General features: G+C 72.4%; 14 protein-coding genes. 7 read left to right on the top strand and 7 right to left on the bottom strand.

The window, feature by feature from the left end; genetic code table 11:
• Window positions 1–88 precede the first annotated feature (88 nt).
• Window positions 89–1,189: a citrate synthase 2 gene (locus ACFY0K_RS15805; RefSeq protein WP_390640309.1), complete on the bottom strand. Its 1,101-nt coding sequence runs from the start codon at window positions 1,187–1,189 to the stop codon at window positions 89–91.
• 121 nt (window positions 1,190–1,310) lie between these two features.
• Here ACFY0K_RS15805 and pdxH point away from each other — a divergent pair, with 121 nt between their 5' ends.
• The 3 genes from pdxH (at window position 1,311) to ACFY0K_RS15790 (ending at window position 4,364) form a co-directional block, all read left to right on the top strand.
• Window positions 1,311–2,027 (top strand): pyridoxamine 5'-phosphate oxidase, encoded by a 717-nt coding sequence (gene pdxH, locus ACFY0K_RS15800; RefSeq protein ID WP_390640530.1) that lies wholly within the window; start codon window positions 1,311–1,313, stop codon window positions 2,025–2,027.
• A gap of 333 nt (window positions 2,028–2,360) precedes the next feature.
• The gene (locus ACFY0K_RS15795; protein WP_390640308.1) at window positions 2,361–2,825 is read left to right on the top strand and encodes a GNAT family N-acetyltransferase; all 465 of its coding nucleotides are present in this window, start codon (window positions 2,361–2,363) and stop codon (window positions 2,823–2,825) included.
• Between the two features lie 114 nt (window positions 2,826–2,939).
• The gene (locus ACFY0K_RS15790) at window positions 2,940–4,364 is read left to right on the top strand and encodes a PAS domain-containing protein (RefSeq protein WP_390640307.1); all 1,425 of its coding nucleotides are present in this window, start codon (window positions 2,940–2,942) and stop codon (window positions 4,362–4,364) included.
• An 8-nt stretch (window positions 4,365–4,372) separates the two neighbouring features.
• Here the strand turns inward: ACFY0K_RS15790 and ACFY0K_RS15785 are convergent, their stop codons facing one another.
• Together ACFY0K_RS15785 and ACFY0K_RS15780 are read right to left on the bottom strand one after the other, a co-directional pair.
• The gene (locus tag ACFY0K_RS15785) at window positions 4,373–5,269 is read right to left on the bottom strand and encodes an aminoglycoside phosphotransferase family protein (protein ID WP_390640306.1); all 897 of its coding nucleotides are present in this window, start codon (window positions 5,267–5,269) and stop codon (window positions 4,373–4,375) included.
• 51 nt (window positions 5,270–5,320) lie between these two features.
• Entirely contained in the window at window positions 5,321–6,076 is a 756-nt protein-coding gene (locus ACFY0K_RS15780) for an SIS domain-containing protein (RefSeq protein WP_390640305.1), read from the bottom strand.
• 308 nt (window positions 6,077–6,384) lie between these two features.
• Here ACFY0K_RS15780 and ACFY0K_RS15775 point away from each other — a divergent pair, with 308 nt between their 5' ends.
• Window positions 6,385–7,077: a metal-dependent transcriptional regulator gene (locus ACFY0K_RS15775; protein ID WP_093501586.1), complete on the top strand. Its 693-nt coding sequence runs from the start codon at window positions 6,385–6,387 to the stop codon at window positions 7,075–7,077.
• A gap of 491 nt (window positions 7,078–7,568) precedes the next feature.
• Entirely contained in the window at window positions 7,569–8,429 is an 861-nt protein-coding gene (locus ACFY0K_RS15770; protein WP_390640304.1) for an alpha/beta fold hydrolase, read from the top strand.
• A 230-nt stretch (window positions 8,430–8,659) separates the two neighbouring features.
• Here the strand turns inward: ACFY0K_RS15770 and ACFY0K_RS15765 are convergent, their stop codons facing one another.
• The 3 genes from ACFY0K_RS15765 to ACFY0K_RS15755 form a co-directional block, all read right to left on the bottom strand.
• The gene (locus ACFY0K_RS15765) at window positions 8,660–10,252 is read right to left on the bottom strand and encodes a transporter (RefSeq protein ID WP_390640303.1); all 1,593 of its coding nucleotides are present in this window, start codon (window positions 10,250–10,252) and stop codon (window positions 8,660–8,662) included.
• On the bottom strand, window positions 10,249–11,022 hold the full coding sequence (locus ACFY0K_RS15760; RefSeq protein WP_390640302.1) for an ABC transporter ATP-binding protein: 774 nt from the start codon (window positions 11,020–11,022) through the stop codon (window positions 10,249–10,251). Before ACFY0K_RS15760 ends, ACFY0K_RS15765 begins: the two co-directional genes overlap by 4 nt.
• Before the next feature lie 175 nt (window positions 11,023–11,197).
• Complete coding sequence (locus ACFY0K_RS15755) at window positions 11,198–11,860, bottom strand: bifunctional DNA primase/polymerase (protein ID WP_382721101.1); 663 nt, start codon at window positions 11,858–11,860, stop codon at window positions 11,198–11,200.
• A 274-nt stretch (window positions 11,861–12,134) separates the two neighbouring features.
• Here ACFY0K_RS15755 and ACFY0K_RS15750 point away from each other — a divergent pair, with 274 nt between their 5' ends.
• Window positions 12,135–13,520 carry a transcriptional regulator gene (locus ACFY0K_RS15750; RefSeq protein WP_390640301.1) on the top strand — a complete coding sequence of 462 codons (1,386 nt, stop codon included), beginning with the start codon at window positions 12,135–12,137 and terminating at the stop codon, window positions 13,518–13,520.
• Between the two features lie 199 nt (window positions 13,521–13,719).
• Window positions 13,720–15,336, top strand: coding sequence for a hypothetical protein (locus ACFY0K_RS15745; protein WP_390640300.1), 1,617 nt, complete (start codon window positions 13,720–13,722; stop codon window positions 15,334–15,336).
• 33 nt (window positions 15,337–15,369) lie between these two features.
• Here the strand turns inward: ACFY0K_RS15745 and ACFY0K_RS15740 are convergent, their stop codons facing one another.
• Window positions 15,370–16,686 (bottom strand): ABC transporter substrate-binding protein, encoded by a 1,317-nt coding sequence (locus tag ACFY0K_RS15740; protein WP_390640299.1) that lies wholly within the window; start codon window positions 16,684–16,686, stop codon window positions 15,370–15,372.
• Window positions 16,687–16,804: the final 118 nt, after the last annotated feature.

The following is a 16,804-nucleotide window of genomic DNA, read 5'->3' as shown; positions in this document are numbered from 1 at the left end:
GCGCGGGGCAAACGATGTGCGGCTGCCGCCGCGTGGGCGCGACCAGCCCCCACCTACCCGCACCCGCCCACGCACCCCAAGGGGCAACTCAGTGGGCGATATCCGCATACCCCTCGATGTCCTGAGGCCTCCGCGCCCCCGGCCCCACATACTCCGCCGACGGCCGCACCAACCGCCCCGTCCGCTTCTGCTCAAGAATGTGCGCCGACCACCCGGCAGTCCGCGCACACGTGAACATCGACGTGAACATGTGCGCCGGCACCTCCGCGAAGTCCAGCATGATCGCCGCCCAGAACTCCACATTGGTGGCGAGCACACGATCCGGCCGCCGGTTGTGGAGCTCCTCCAGCGCCGCCTTCTCCAACGCCTCCGCGATCTCGAACCGCGGCGCCCCCAGCTCCCGCGCCGTCCGCCGCAGCACCCGCGCCCGCGGATCCTCCGCCCGGTACACCCGGTGCCCGAACCCCATCAGCCGCTCACCCCGGTCCAGCGCCCGCTTGACGTACCCCACCGCGTCCCCGGTCCGCTCGATCTCCTCGATCATCCCGAGCACCCGCGACGGCGCACCCCCGTGCAACGGCCCCGACATGGCCCCCACCGCACCCGACAGCGCCGCGGCGACATCCGCACCGGTCGAGGCGATCACCCGCGCCGTGAAGGTGGACGCGTTCATCCCGTGCTCGGCGGCCGAAGTCCAGTAGGCGTCGACGGCCGCCACATGCTTGGGATCCGGCTCGCCACGCCACCGGATCATGAACCGCTCGACCACCGAGTGCGCCTTGTCGATCTCCCGCTGCGGCACCATCGCCAGCCCCTGCCCGCGGGCCGACTGGGCGACGTACGACAGCGCCATGACCGCGGCCCGCGCCAGATCCTCCCGGGCCTGCTCGGCATCGATGTCCAGGAGCGGCTTCAGCCCCCACACCGGCGCCAGCATCGCGAGCGCCGACTGCACGTCCACCCGGATGTCACCCGAATGGACGGGGATCGGGAACGGCTCGGCCGGCGGCAGCCCCGGATTGAAGGCCCCGTCCACCAGCAGCCCCCACACGTTCCCGAACGAGACGTGCCCGACCAGATCCTCGATGTCGACGCCCCGGTACCGCAGGGCCCCTCCCTCCTTGTCCGGTTCGGCGATCTCCGTCTCGAACGCGACGACTCCTTCGAGCCCAGGCACGAAGTCGGACATGGGGCGGCTCCTCATGGGTGTAGGCGGAGGCAACTGCACCATAACTCCGAGTGCCACAGTTGGGGACCCCAGCGGCACTCAGTGCCACGGCGGGTATGCGTCACATGTGCCCCGGACCCATATGTGCATACGGCAGGATGACCGCGTGACCGATCGCGACGCCGCCGCCTCCGACGACCCCATCCTCGACCCCGCCGCGATGCGCAAGCACTACCGGGCCGAGGGATTCGAAGAACACGATCTGGCCGCCCACCCCATGGACCAGTTCACCCGCTGGTTCGAACAGGCCGCGCGGGCCGCCGCCGACGGCATGATCTACGAACCCAACGCGATGGTCGTCGCCACCGCCGACGCCGAGGGCCGCCCCAGCTCGCGCACGGTCCTGATGAAGCAGTACGACAGCCGCGGCTTCGTCTTCTACACGAACTACGACTCCCGCAAGGCCCAGGACCTCGCCGCGAACCCGTACGTCTCGCTGGTCTTCCCCTGGCACGCCATCGCCCGCCAGGTCGTCGTCACCGGCACCGCCCGCCGCACCGGCCGCGACGAGACCGCCGCCTACTTCCGCACCCGCCCGCACGGCTCCCAGCTCGGCGCCTGGGCCAGCACCCAGTCCACGGTCATCTACTCCCGCGCCGAACTCGACGCCGCCTACGCGGAGCTCAGCGCCCGCTACCCCGAGGGCGAACAGGTCCCGGTCCCCCCGCACTGGGGCGGCTTCCGCATCGCCCCCCAGACCGTCGAGTTCTGGCAGGGCCGCCAGAACCGCCTCCACGACCGCCTCCGCTACGTCGCCGACCCCGCCGGCACCTGGCACGTGGAACGCCTCAGCCCCTGACGTCCCCACAGCGCCCGAAAACGCAGACGACCCGCGAGCTCAGGTCCCTCCGCCAATCGGCGGAGAAGCCGGCCGGACGCACCGGCGAGCTCGCGGGTCGGGTGACTGCTTGGGATTGGGCCGGCTGCATGCATCGGTCGCATGCTGGTCCGGCACCGCACTCGGTGTGGTGACGGGCCGCTAGCCCGCAGCCACCTCACGCGTCCGGTTGTCATACATCTGCCGAACCACCTCCCTTCTCGTGTACCTCACACCCTACGAAGCCGGTCGAAGGTGCTCAAGGGATTTATTTGAAGATGACGTGCCACGGCGGCACCCCCTAGCTTCCCGACCATGACAGAGCGGCGAGTGATTGCGGGCGGGCTTCGGATCGGCCTTGTGGACGACGACGGTGACGCGCTGGAGGAGTGGCGGTACGTGCACAACGTCGTGGTGCCGCCTGCTGCGATGTCGGTCGGGGAGGCGCGGGAGCGGCTTGCGCGGGGGTACCGGCTGGAGAACGCGTACGACGGGGAGGTGCTGGTGGGGTGTTCGACCGTGCGGCCTGTCGTCGGTGGGGTGGTGACGGTGATCGTGCGGGTGTTGCCGGAGTTTCGGCGGCGGGGGTTCGGGGCGGCCTTGTACGAGCATGCGCTCGGGTACGCGCGCGGGCAGGGGGCCGAGGTCGTCGAGACGTGTGTGCTGGGTGTCAATGGGGACGGGTTGCGGTTCGCCGCGCGGTACGGGTTCGCCGAGGTGGAGCGGTATGTGCTCGACGGGGAGCGTGACGAGTGGGTGGATCTGCGGCTCGTGCTGTGAGGCGGTGGCGGGCGGCGGGTTGCAACGATTCCTTCAATCTTGCGGGAACACAGTGTGGGCTGCGTCACGTTCGAGTTGAATGAAGGGCAGTGAGTGAGCCTGATGGGGGTCCAGGTGAGTGCTTCCCGGCGTAGTGGGGCCACGGACGAGCTGGGGCCCGACGAGCCCGAGCCGGAGCGGGAGCGGGATGTTCCGGAGGACTCGGGCGGGTCCGACCTGCTCGCGGCGCTGCTCGACGGCATGGACGCGGCACTGTGTGCCTTCGACGCGGACGGTTTCGTCACTCACTGGAACCGTGAGGCCGAGCGGATCCTGGGGTGGACGGCGGCAGAGGCGGTGGGCCGGCACGGGTTCGCCGGGTGGGCGGTACGTGAGGCGGACGCGGACGAGGTCGAGGGGCGGCTGTTGTCCGCGATGCACGCTCCGGGGCGTCAGGTGCACGAGTTCGCGCTGCTCACGAAGGACGGCGGGCGGGTGCTCGTACGGACCCAGTCGGCGGCCGTGCGGGGGCCGGACGGGAAGCCCGCGGGGGTGTACTGCGCGTTCAGCGAGGTGCACGCGCAGATCGACCTGGAGCGGTCGATCGCGCTGAGCGAGGCACTGTTCGAGGACGCGGCCTGGGGTGTGGTGGTCGTGGACGCGGATCTGCGGCCGGCCGTCGTCAACGCGTATGCCGCGCGGGCGCTCGGTATCGGGCGTACGTCGGCGCTGGGGCGGCCGCTGGGGGAGTTGCTGGCGCTGGGTGTGGAGGATCTGGAGGGTGCGCTGACGCATGTGCTGGCCGAGGGGGCGCCGCCCGCGCCGGCCGAGATGTGGGTGAGCGTGCGGACGGCGGAGGGCGAGCAGCGGCGTTGCTGGCGGTCGGGGTTCCTGCGGCTGGCGTCGCCGCTGGCGGAGGAGCCGGTGCCGCTCGGGGTGGGCTGGCTGTTCACGGACGTCACGGAGGCCAGGCAGGCCGAGCAGGAGGCGGCGATGCTGCGCTTCCGGGCCAATCAGCTGCACCGTGCGGCCCGTGCGGCCGCGGAGTGCGAGGACCCGGCGGAGGCGGCCACCGTCCATCTGGACTTCGCGCTGGCGGGGTTCGCCGACCATGCGGTGATCGACCGGGTGGTGGGCGGTTCGCGGGCCGACGGTGAGGTGGGGCCGGTGCGGCTGGTGCGGATCGCGGCCACGCCGTCGGGGACGCCGGGGCCGAGCATGCTGACGGGCGCGGCGGGGCTGCCGGTGCGGTACGAGGAGGGGCATCCGGCGTTGCAGTGCGTGGCGCGGGCGGGGAGTGTGCGGGCGGATGCCGGTCCGGTGCCGCTGGACCGGGCGCGGGCGTGGGCGCTGGACCGGCAGTGGCCCGGGGACGCGGTGCACGCGTTGTGCGCGGTGCTGCGCAGCCGGGGTCGGACGCTGGGTGTGGTGACGTTCCTGCGCGGGGCGGGCCGCAGCCGTTTCGAGCGGGCGGACGCGACGTACGCCGAGGACGTGGCCGTACGCATCGCCACCGCGCTGGATCTCGCCCACCTCGCGAAGGACCGTCCCGCGGGCTGAGCCGGTCGTCAGACGCCCTTCAGGACGCGGTCGAGTGCCGCCCGTCCCAGGGGCCCCCAGTGCGGCTTGCCGCCGGGAAGTCCGCGCTCTCCGCTCTGGCCCATGAGTATCAGGAAGAGGCTCTTCATCGCGGCCAGTCCGCGGGCGCGCCGGATCGCCGCCTCGTCCGCATGCGCGTACGTGTCGAAGAACCGTGCGGCCGTGCCCGCGGGCAGCAGCACCCACGCGGCGGCGAGGTCCCACGCGGGATCGCCGGCGAACATGGCACCGAAGTCGACGATGCCCGCGAGCGTTCCGTCCGAGACGACGACGTTCGCGGGATGGAGGTCGCCGTGCACCCACACCGGCGGGCCCTGCCACGCCTGGGCCGCGACGGCGTCGTCCCAGACGGCCCGGACGCCGGCGGCGATGTCGTGGGGGGCGACGGCCTGGAGGTAGTTCTCGAAGCCGTCCGAGTAGTTCCCGGGATGGGCACCGCGGTCCGTGGCGGTCGGGGCGTCGGTGGGCGCCGGCACGTGGAGCGCCCTGAGGAAGCCCGCCAGCGTGTCGGCCGCGTGGGTGCCGCGGCTGATCGAGCCGTGGTCCAGCGGCTCGCCGGGAACCCATGTCATCACGGTCCAGTGCTTGGGGAAACGCTCGGAGGGTGCGCCGAACCGCACCGGGGTCGGCACCGGGAGCGGCAGCCGCGGGGCCAGCACGGGCAGCCACCGCCGCTCCTTGAGCTGGAGTTCCGGGGTGGGGTCCATGCGCTGCATGCGTACGGCCAGCTCGTCCCCGAGCCGCCACATCTGGTTGCCCCAGCCGCCCGCCACCTCGTGGATGGCGAGCCCCGCAAGGTCCGGATGCTGCTCCCGCAGCAGGCCGCGGACCAGGTCCGCGCTGATCTCGATCTCGGTACCGGTCACGCGAAGCCACGGTACCTAGGCGCCGGGCGGCGCGGCTGCGGTTCCCGGGCTTCAGTGCTGGTAGAAGATCCGGTCGTGGTACTGCTCGAAGACGCGGGCGTTCCACTCGTGGCCGCCGTCGACGTTGCCGGAGCGCAGCAGCGGGGGTTCGGTGCCGCGGTCGGCGAGGGTGGCGGCGGTGGTGGCCAGGACCGCCTGGAGCAGGGCGCTGGTGACGACGGTGGAGGCGGGCGCGAAGGGTGCCGGGATGGTGTCGAGGGTGAGTTCGGCGTCGCCGACGGCGATCTTCGAGTCGAGGACGACGTCGCAGTGGTCCCTGAGGTAGGTGCCGGAGGCGTGCCGGGAGGTGGTCTCGGTGGCGTACGCGACCGATGTCACGCCGATGACCCTGGCGCCGCGGTCGCGGGCGCTGATGGCCATCTCGACGGGCAGGGCGTTGCGGCCGGAGAGGGAGATGATCACAAGGGCGTCGCCGGCGCGCAGGGGTGAGGTGTCGAGGACGGCGGTGGCGAGTCCGTCGACGCGTTCGAGGCGGGAGCCGAGGGTGGCGGGCATGACGTCGACGCCGACGAGGCCGGGGGCGGCGAGGAGGTTCATGAGGGCGAGGCCGCCGGCGCGGTAGACGACGTCCTGGGCGGCGAGGGAGGAGTGCCCGGCGCCGAAGGCGAAGAGGCGGCCGCCGGCGTCGACGGTGTCGGCGAGGAGGGTGCCGGCGGCGGCGATGGTCTCGGCCTCCTCGTCCCGGACCCGTTGCAGGAGGCCGATGGCGGCGTCGAAGAACAGGTCGGCGGGCGTGCCGTCGCTCATGCGGTGCCCCTTCGCAGCGTCAGCGTCTGTGTCAGCGTCTGTGTCGCGGATCACCCTCAGGTCTGGACCATGGTGGTGTCAATACGGCCTTCGCCGAAGCGTGCCGGGCCACGAGGCCGCGGCGGCCGCAGCGCCCTGCGAGGGGCGCGGGGAACAGTGCGGGCAACACCACCGGCCCGCAGGTGCAGGATGGGCCCGCACCCCCCGTTCGTCCGGTGTCCCCCGGTTGTCAGTGGGATCCGGCAGAATTGGTTGCAGGGCCAGCGCACGCCGCCGGGGCTTCCGGCAGAGGTAACCGAGGGGCACGAATGTCCGGACTGATCGACACCACGGAGATGTATCTCCGCACCATCCTCGAGCTCGAAGAGGAAGGCGTTGTCCCCATGCGCGCCCGCATCGCGGAGCGGCTCGACCAGAGCGGGCCGACGGTGAGCCAGACGGTGGCGCGGATGGAGCGGGACGGTCTGGTGTCCGTCGCCACCGACCGGCACCTGGAGCTGACCGACGAGGGGCGCAGGCTGGCGACGCGCGTGATGCGCAAGCACCGGCTCGCCGAGTGCCTGCTGGTCGACGTGATCGGTCTGGAGTGGGAGCAGGTGCACGCCGAGGCGTGTCGCTGGGAGCACGTGATGAGCGAGGCCGTGGAGCGGCGGGTGCTCGAGCTGCTGCGGCACCCGACCGAGTCGCCGTACGGCAACCCGATTCCCGGGCTGGAGGAGCTGGGCGAGAAGGACGGCGCGGATCCGTTCCTGGACGAGAGCATGGTGTCGCTGGCCGACCTGGACCCGGGCGCGGACGGCAAGACGGTGGTCGTACGCCGGATCGGTGAGCCCATCCAGACCGACGCGCAGCTGATGTACACGCTGCGGCGGGCGGGTGTGCAGCCCGGTTCGGTGGTGAGCGTGACCGAGGCGGCCGGCGGGGTGCTGGTGGGCAGCGGCGGCGAGGCGGCCGAACTGGAGGCGGACGTCGCCTCCCACGTGTTCGTCGCCAAGCGCTGAGTGCCTGAAGCGGTCGTTCAACTTCCTTGGCTCGTGGGGAAGTTGGCAGCTGCCGTCGGCCTCTCTCGCCGGTGTGTCGAACGCGTCGAATCCAAGATTCAGTGCGCCGAATCGCAGCGCCGGAACGTTTCGCGTGCGAGGCTGTCGCGAGAGGCATATGACCTGAGGGGGCGGGGAGGATGTGCCGAAGAAGACATGGGATTGGCCCCGGCACCCTTCGGTGCCGGGGCCTGTCCTCCCCAGTGCTGACCCGGAGCCCCGAGCTCCCAGGGTCATCCCCGCGGACCGTTTTCCCCGAGCGGCCCGCCCCCCGCAGAACAAATCCCCCCGGCGCCGCCGATCATGCCTGGCGAGGGGTCACTCGAATGAGGGGTGTTGCCCGCAGGAACCCCATTTTCGAATAAGGGTTCGATATTCTGCAGTGGTACCGGAGCACCACGAAGCGATACGAGGCGACACTAGGCACGCGGAGCTAGGGGGGTGCCAGGCCCATGGCACGGCGCATCGACGTGACAGGAGCCGGCGGCGTACACCTCGCCGCCTGGGAGTTCGCGGACCCGCCCAAGACGGAGGATCCGGACCACTCGCCTCCCGGCGTGCTGTTACTGCACGGCCTGATGGGCCGCGCCTCGCACTGGGCGTCCACCGCCCGCTGGCTCTCCGCCCGGCACCGTGCCGTCGCCCTCGACCAGCGCGGCCACGGCCAGAGCGACAAGCCCCCGCAGGCCGCCTACACCCGCGAGGCGTACGTCGAGGACGCGGCGGCCGCCGTGGAGCAGCTGGATTTCGCCCCGGCCGTGCTCATCGGCCACGCCATGGGCGCGCTGACCGCCTGGCAGCTCGCCGCGAAGCGCCCCGAACTGGTGCGGGGCCTGATCATCTGCGACATGCGGGCCTCCGCGCTCGGCGCGGCCTCGCAGCGCGAGTGGGCCGACTGGTTCAGCGCCTGGCCCGTTCCCTTCGCGACGCTCGCCGACGTACGCAAGTGGTTCGGCGAGGACGACCCCTGGGTGGAGCGGCCGAACCCCGCGCGCGGCGAGTTCTACGCCGAGGTGATGCACGAGTGCGCCGACGGCTGGCGCCCGGTCTTCGACCCCGACCGCATGCTGAGGTCCCGGGAGACCTGGGTGTACGACGCGCACTGGGAGGAGCTGGCCCAGGTGCCGTGCCCCACGCTGGTCGTGCGCGGGGTGGACGGGGAGCTGGGGCGGGCCGAGGCGCAGGAGATGGTCCGGGTGCTGCCGAGGGGGGAGTACGCCGAGGTGGCGGACGCCGGGCATCTGTTGCCTTATGACCGGCCGGAGGCCTGGCGGGCGGCTGTGGAGCCGTTTCTTGATCGGGTGGGGGAGTGAGCAACGCGACCGGAGGGGGCGGCGCCGTCGTCTCGCGGCCGCGGGTGCGTGGGGGCTGGTCGCGCAGTTCACCCCCCAGCCTTCGGCCGGGGGTGCCTCCAGCGCCCCTTCCGGGGCGCTGTCCCGCCGCAGCTACACAGCTGGCGGGCAGGCGTGCCGCAGCGGCACCCTGCCGGCGCCGGTAAGCGTCCCCACCCCCGGCCGCCCCCCGAAGGGGCCTCGCGGCCGGCCTAGCCCCTGCTCACAGCGAGCAGAATTTCCGGCAGGTGGGCCGCCGTGCGCGGGGCTGCCAGGCGTAGGCCCGCCCAGGTGATGGCCGCCCCGTAACCGGCCCCCACCGGCAGCAGCACCCACGTCCAGTCCTCGCCGCCCGCGCTCACGTTCAGCGCGATGGTCAGGGCGATGACGGGCGAGCACAGCAGGGCCGCCGAGACCATGCCGCCGAAGATCGCGATCCAGGCGAGGCCGGCCTGGCCGGGGGCGACGTTCTTGTGGCCCTCCTGGGGGATGGAGTAGGGGAAGCGGGCGGAGGTCCAGGCGCCGGTCGCCAGCATCGCGCCGAGCAGGGCGAAGGAGAGGCCGAGCACCTCGGGCAGCCGGCGCCAGTCGCTCAGCAGGGCCGTGGTCAGGACGGTCACCAGGGTGGCGTACGGCAGGGTGATCACCAGCAGGGCCAGCGCCCGTCCGCGCAGTTCGGCGTAGGCGTCCCGCGGGGACGAGATGGTCGTCGCCACCATCCAGAAGGCGGAGGTGTCCTGCCCGAACTGGTTGTACATCTGGATGCCGAGCATCCCGGCGGCGAAGCAGGCGAAGTAGATCGACCCGGTGCCCTGCAGGGCGTTGAAGACGGGCACGATCAGGCCGATGGCCAGCGAGGTCACCCAGGCGGCCTTGGTCTTGGGGTCGCGCCAGACGTAGCGCAGGCTGCGCGCCATGACCGTGCCGGTACGCCCGCCCGGCAGCAGCTGCCCCAGACCGCCGGCCCTGGGCGAACGGCCCCGGGCGGCCGCGTCGGGTGCCTGGAGCGTGGAACCGTCGGGTGAGGTCATCAGCCGGGTCAGCGTCCGCGCCCAGGCGCCGACGAGCAGCGCCAGCGCGGCCAGCGACAGGCCGAGCTGGAGGACCGCCGTGCCGTACGACCCCTCGCTCGCCGAGTGCACCGCGCCGATCGCCGACGCGGGCGGCAGCCACCGCACCACGTCGGCCACCGGCGCGAGCCGCCCGAGTCCGGCCGAACCGAGGCTCTGGGCGCCGAAGTTGACGAGCTGCGCGCCGACGGCGATGACCAGGCCGCTCAGGACGGCCAGGTCCCGCCCCTTGCGGCTGCTGAGTAGCCGTACGTTCGCGGTGGCCACGGTCCGCGCGAGGGCCACGCAGACCAGCAGCGCGAGGACCACGGCGACCACCGCGACGCCGTAGCCGGCCGCACCGTGCGCCACCGCCACCGCACAGCCCACCAGCAGCAACAGGCTGGACAGCGGGCCGATGCCGACCAGCGAGGCGGCCAGCAGTGCCCGCACCAGCGGCCGGGGCCGCAGCGGGAGCATCACCAGCCGGGTCGGGTCCAGGGTCTCGTCGCCGCTCGGGAAGAACAGCGGCATGAAGGCCCACCCCAGGGCCAGTACGGCGGCGCCCAGGACGGCCACCGCGTCCGCGTGCGCGTGTCCGCGCAGCAGGACCAGGCCGAGCAGTTGCAGGGCGGCGAACAGCAGCGCGACGACCGCCGACGCGACGAACGCGGCCCGCCGGCCGCCGGACTGCCGCAGCCCGTTGCGCAGCAGCGACAGCTTCAGCCGTACGACGGTGCCGGTCACGTCCGTCATCGGGCCGCCCCGCCGCCCAGCCAGTCCAGGTCGGAGGCCGTGTCCCGGCCGCCCGCCCCGACGAGTTCGAGGAACGCGGCCTGGAGGGTGGGATGCGCCCCGCGTACTTCCTCCAGCGTGCCGGTCGCGCGGATCCGCCCGGCCGCCAGCACCGCGACCCAGTCGCACAGCGACTCGACGAGCTCCATCACGTGGGAGGAGAAGACGACGGTCGCGCCGGAGGCGGTGTACCGCTCGAGGACGCCCCGGATGGTCTGCGCGGACACCGGGTCGACGCCTTCGAACGGCTCGTCCAGGAAGAGGACTTCGGGGTTGTGGAGGAGAGCGGCGGCGAGTCCGATCTTCTTGCGCATGCCGGTCGAGTAGTCGACGACGAGTTTGTGCTGGGCGCCGGCGAGGTCGAGCACGTCGAGGAGCTGGGTGGCCCGCTTGTCGACCTCGGCGCCGGGGAGGCCGCGCAGGCGGCCGGAGTAGCCGAGCAGTTCGCGGCCGGAGAGCCGTTCGAAGAGACGGAGGCCTTCGGGGAGGACGCCGATGCGGGCCTTCACGGCCACCGGGTCCCGCCACACGTCGTGGCCGACGACCTCGACGGAGCCCTGATCCGGGCGGAGCAGTCCGGTCACCATGGAGAGGGTGGTGGTCTTGCCGGCGCCGTTGGGTCCGACCAGCCCGACGAACTTCCCCGCGGGCAGCGACAGGTCGATCCCGCCGACGGCCACCTGCTGCCCAAACCGTTTCCAGAGCCCACGAACACGTACGGCATCGGTCATGGATGAACCCTACGGTGGGTGGGGGCCGAGGTGGGGGTGGGGACGCTTACCGGCGCTGGCAGGGTGCCTGGAGGACACGGCTGTGAAGCGTCCCGTCAGGGGCGCGGGGAACTGCGCGAGCAACCACACGCGACCTGTACTCGCGCACACACCGCACCCGGCAGCCCAATGGGCGCTACCGATCCCTCCCGCACGCATACGCCAACGGCGAGATCAACTCCTCCGCGTCCGGCAGCCACCGGTTCGCGGCCGTCGGCCGGCACGCCCACTGCACGGCCCCCCGCGACCCGTACCGCGTAGGCGGAGCGGGGACGTACGCCCCCTCACCCAGCGCCGTGAGATCCAGCGACGCGGGCGACCAGCCCAGCTTCCGGACCAGGTCCGGCACCTTCACCGCCGCCCCGGGAAGAACGAAGAACTGCATCCGGCGGTCGGGCGTCAGCGTCACCGGCCCCAGCGTCAGCTCCATCCGCTCCATGCGCGCCAGCGCGAGAAACCCCGCCGTCTCCGGGACGGACAGCGCGTCGAAGGTACGTCCCGTCGGCAGCAGGATCGACGCCGTCGGCTGCTTCTGCCACATCCGGCGCGCCACCGTCGCACTACCGGTGGCCTGCGTCGCCCAGTCCCGGCGCGCCGCGTGCGCGCCGGGCGCGCCGCACGCGAGCTCACCACAGGAACAGCGTTGCACCCCCTCGACCGCTTCCAGCCAGGTGCCGGGAAAGACGTCCCAGTGGCGCTCCTCGGCGTAGCGTACGGCGGTCTCCAGCAGCGATTCCCCGCGCTGCTTCGGAATCTGAGCGGCTTCGGCGCCGGCGATCGTCTCTTCCACGCTCAACACAACTCCCGCACCCACCTGGAGTTACGGGCGTAACGCGCGCGGGGGAGGAGCATCTTCTCCGCAACTGGGGCGCATGGATGCATGTGTGGGGGCGCGCAGGAGGAACCGGGGCGTGAGCGGGTAGTCACACGTGGGGGGTTGGCGGCGGCCGTACCCGCGATTCCGCTGCCTTTACCCGGCAATCCTCGCATGTCCCGCATTTTCGGTATGTCCGCTGGGCAGTGATCGCAAAGGCCGGATCTTTTCCCTACAGGGAGTTCGCAGGGGGTACGCCATGGCCGCAAGGCCGCTTGTCGCGCGGCAGCCGAACGAACGGTTGCAGGCGCTCATCCAGGAGGCGGGGTGCTCGAACGCCGGGCTGGCCCGCCGGGTCAACATGTGCGGCGCCGAGCACGGTCTCGACCTGCGGTACGACAAGACGTCCGTGGCGCGCTGGCTGCGCGGCCAGCAGCCGCGGGGCCGGGCGCCCGCGATCATCGCCGAGGCGCTGGGCCGCAAGCTGGGCCGTGCGGTCACGATCGACGAGATCGGCATGGCCAACGGCAAGAACCTCGCCTCGGGCGTCGGTCTCCAGTTCTCGCCGACCGTGCTGGGGGCCATCGAGCAGGTCTGCGAGCTGTGGCGCAGTGACGTGGGGCGCCGGGACTTCCTGTCCGGTTCCTCGGTCGCCGCGTCCGCGCTGGTGGAGCCCAGCCGGGACTGGCTGATCTCGGCGCCGGACGCGCAGGTGGCGCGGCAGGCGGGGCCGCGGGTCGGGCAGTCGGACGTCGCGGCCGTGAAGGCGATGACGCAGGCGCTCACCGACCTCGACCACCAGTTCGGCAGCGGGCATGTGCGCCCGGTCGTCGTGCACTACCTCAACAGTGTCGTCTCCGGGCTGCTGGCCGGCTCCTACCGGGAGTCCGTGGGGCGGGAGTTGTTCGCGGCGGTCGCCCGGCTCACCGAGCTGGCCGGGTACATGGCCGTCGACACCGGCCAACCCGGGCTCGCCCAGCGGTACTACATCCAGTCGCTGCGCCTCGCCCAGGCGGCGGGCGACCGCGGTTACGGCGGCTACGTGCTCGCCTCCTCCATGAGCCACCTCGCCGCGCAGCTCGGAAACCCGCGCGAGATCGCCCAGCTGGCGCGGGCGGCGCAGGAAGGGGCGCGGGGTCGCGTGACGCCGCGCGTGGAGGCGATGTTCTTCGCGGCCGAGGCCCGCGGCCACGCCCTGCTGGGCGATGTGCGGTCGGCGCAGCTGGCGTCCGGGCGGGCGGTGTCGGCGATGGAGGCGGCCGACCCGGCGTCCGGGGACGACCCGGCGTGGATCAGGCACTTCGACGAGGCCTATCTGGCCGACGAGTTGGCACACTGCCACCGCGACCTGGGCCAGGCCGAGGCGGCCGCCAGGTGCGCGCAGCAGTCGCTGGACGGGCATCCGGAGACCCGGGCGCGGCGCCGGGCGATCGGCTATGTGCTCCTCGCCACAGCGCAGGTGCAGCAGCGCGAGATCGAACAGGCCTGTGCCACCGGGACGAAGGCCGTCGAGCTGCTGGAGACGGTCCGCTCCAACCGGGGCTCCGAATACCTGGAGGACTTCCAGCAGCGGCTGGAGCCGTTCCGGGACGAACCCGTGGTCAGGGAGTTCGGAGCGCGCCTGGACCTCCAGGCGGCCGCATGAATTCCTGCCCCGCGGTCGCGTGAACGTGTGGGAAACCATACGTTGCCGCGCAGGAAGCGGCATATACAGCGCACCGCGGGGCCGATCCGTTACTGCTGCGGCAGGGAACAAGATCGCGCCCTTGGCTGCGTGGCACCTTGCTGAGGGGACCCGGTAGCGTGAGCCCGATTCACAAGGTCCCCCATTAGTAGGAGTCCCGGTGACGCAGAGTGGACAGGGCGAGCCCGCGCGCGAAGGCATCGTGCTGCCCTCCGACGGTGGCGAGCCGCTGCTGCCGGGTATGACGGGCACCCCGGTCCCCGCCGCGCAGCCGCCCGCCCCGGCCGCCGCGCCGCCCGAGGGCCAGTCCTGGGGCCAGCCGTGGGGCCCCGGCCACCAGAGCCACCAGCAGAGCCCACAGCCCCAGCAGGCCGGCCAGGGCTGGCCGCAGGCGGCCGGCCAGGAGTGGTCCGCGCCGGAGCAGCTCCCGGCCGCCTGGAACGCCCAGTCGCACGCGCCCCGCGCCCACACCGACCAGCCGGCCCAGGCCCCCGGTGCCGGTCCGCTCCCGCCGGAGGGAGCGCCCGCCCCGTCGTACGGCGGCGGCTACGAGCAGTCGTACGGCTACGGCGCCGCCCAGCCCCAGCAGTCGTACGGCGCCCCGCTGCCCCCGGCCGCCGGCCAGGACCCCTACGGCGCTTCCGGCGCCGCCCTGCCGCCCGCCGGGCCGCACGGCGGCTACGGCGGTGCGCTGCCGTCCGCCGACGAGGGCGCGACCCAGTACATACCGCCGGTGCCCGCCGCGCCGGCGGACGAGGGCGCCACACAGTTCATACCGCCGGTGCCCGCGGGCTCCGAGGGGGCCACCCAGCTCATACCGCCGGTGGGCCCCGGGGCGCTGCCGCCCGAGATGTCGCACGAGCAGACCGCCTACCTCGGCGGCCGGCCCGCGCACTCCGACGCCGAGGCCACGCAGTACATCGCGCCGTACCCGGCCGCCGGTGGGCAGGACGGCGGCGACCGCCAGCCGCCCGCCGAGTTCGACAACCTCTTCCGCAGCGCGCCCGGCGGCGAGCCCCCGGCCGCGTCCACGACCCAGCTGCCGCGCTTCCAGCAGCAGCCCCAGGGCGGCTACCAGCAACCGCCCGCGTACACCCCGCCCCCGGCGTCGTACGACCACGACGACGACGGCGGCGGCCGGGGCGGCCGCGGCGGCAGATCGAAGGTGCCGCTGATCGCGGCCGTCGGGATCGGCATCGCGGTGCTCGGCATCGGCGCCGGGGCCCTGTTCAGCGGGGGCGGCGGGAGCTCGGACGACGCCAACAAGACGGTGGCCGCGTCCGCCCCGGCCTCCGACGGTTCCACGGCGGGCGCGGCCGACCCCGCGAAGGCGCAGGCCGTCGCCCTGGACAAGCTGCTCGCCGACAGCGGCAGCAGCCGGGCCTCGGTGATCAACGCCGTCGCCCAGGTCAAGCAGTGCAAGAACCTCGACGGCGCCGCCTCCGACCTGCGCAACGCCGCTCAGCAGCGCGCCGACCTGGTCACCCGGCTGTCGAAGCTGTCCGTCGACAAGCTGCCGGGCAACGCCGAGCTGACCGCCTCGCTCACTCAGGCCTGGCAGGCCTCCGCGAACGCCGACAACCATTACGCGGCCTGGGCCGACCAGGCCAAGGGCAAGCACGGCTGCCACAAGGACCAGGCCCGCACCACCGGCCAGACCGCCGCCGGCAACCGGGAGAGCGGCACCGCCAGCAGCCAGAAGGTGAAGGCGGCCGCGCTGTGGAACACGATCGCGAGCAAGTACGGACTGACCCAGCGGCAGCCGACCCAGCTGTGACCACGGCCGGGTCGGGACAGCTGTCGGCCGGGGTCAGCTGAGGTCGGCGTTCTCCAGGATCTTGGTCATGTCCAGGGCCTGCTTGTTCGCCGACTGCAGCAGGCCGCTCCTGACCGTCTGGACGTTCACGTCGGCGTTGGCCAGCCGGGCGAAGCCGGCCGCGGCCAGCTTGCCCTGGTAGGGCCAGGACAGGGACGGGGTGAGGCCGCCGGTGGAGACCTTCAGGCCGTCGCTGAGGGTGTGCCGCACGCTGTCGGAGCTGACCTCGCCGTCGCCGATCTTCTCCAGCGCGGCGGTGAGGACCTGGTAGGCGATCCAGGTGGTCTGCACCCCGGCGTCGGCCGGGTCGATCCGGTTGTCGCCGAAGGCCTCCTTGCTGATGACCTTCTTCATCTCGTCCCAGCGCTGGTCCGAGGCCGCCGGGTACCAGCCGGTGATGTACGAGCCCTCGTACGGGCCCGCCGCGCCGCCGGTGGAGTTGATCACCGTCTGGTCGACGCTGCCGACCTCGGCGGCCGTCTTCACCTTCGGGTAGTCCTGGCGGGCCCGCTGGAAGTTGTCCATGAAGGTGGCCGTGCGGTCGCCGAGCTCGGGCACCACGCAGCCCGTCTTCGCCGAGTCCGAGGTGGCGCTCTCCAGGGCGTTCTGCGACTGCTGGTCGTACTCGGTGAGGTCCTCGGCCGCGAGCTGGTCGATCGCCTTGGCGTGGCCGCCCGCGTGCAGGCCCGAGTCGAGCAGCTGGGGCAGCTGGTCGCCGGCGATGCTGTCCGGGCGGACCAGGGTGACCGGTCCGCAGGAGTCGGCCAGTGCCTCCCCGAGTCCGGCGAGCAGGGTGAGCGAGCCGCCGTTGACCGGGTAGGAGACGGGACTGGTGAACTCCTCGTTCGACGCCCCGTAGCCGCCTATGTAGGGGATGGCCGCGCCCTCCAGCGGAGCGAAGTAGGAGTCGCCGAACTGGCTGTAGGAGCCGACCACGGCGACGACGTTCTCGTCGACCGCGCGCTGGGCGCAGGTCGCGGCGCCCACGCTGGTGTTGTGGTCGTTGCAGGTGAGGAGCTTGAGCTTGTGGCCGTGGATGCCGCCCTGGGAGTTGATCCACTTCACGTAGGCGGCGGCCATGGCGGGCATGCCGGGTTTGTTGGTGGCGCTGGTTCCCTGCGGCGCCCAGGTCATGACCTTGATCGAGTCGTCCGTCGAGGTGGACAGTCCTGGGACGACGCCGCAGCCGGCCGCGAGCGAGACGCAGGCCGTCATGGCCAGGGCGGACAGAGCGGTGGCTCTGACGCGCCGGTGGGCCGCGGGGAGGATGCTGCTGGGGGCGGTGCTGAGGATGGGGCGCCTGCCGGTCATGGACACGCACGATTCCGTCACATCACTAACCCGGAAGTGACCCATGCTCAACGAAGAGTGACGTACAGGTGAATTACGGGGGCTCTGTTAAAGGGGTGTGACGAGGAACGTACGATCG

Origin of the sequence: Streptomyces sp. NPDC001507 (genome assembly GCF_042894765.1) — a bacterium.
GTDB lineage: Bacteria > Actinomycetota > Actinomycetes > Streptomycetales > Streptomycetaceae > Streptomyces.
The sequence above is the reverse complement of the archived record's forward strand: the minus strand, read 5'-3'. Positions and strand labels throughout refer to the sequence as shown.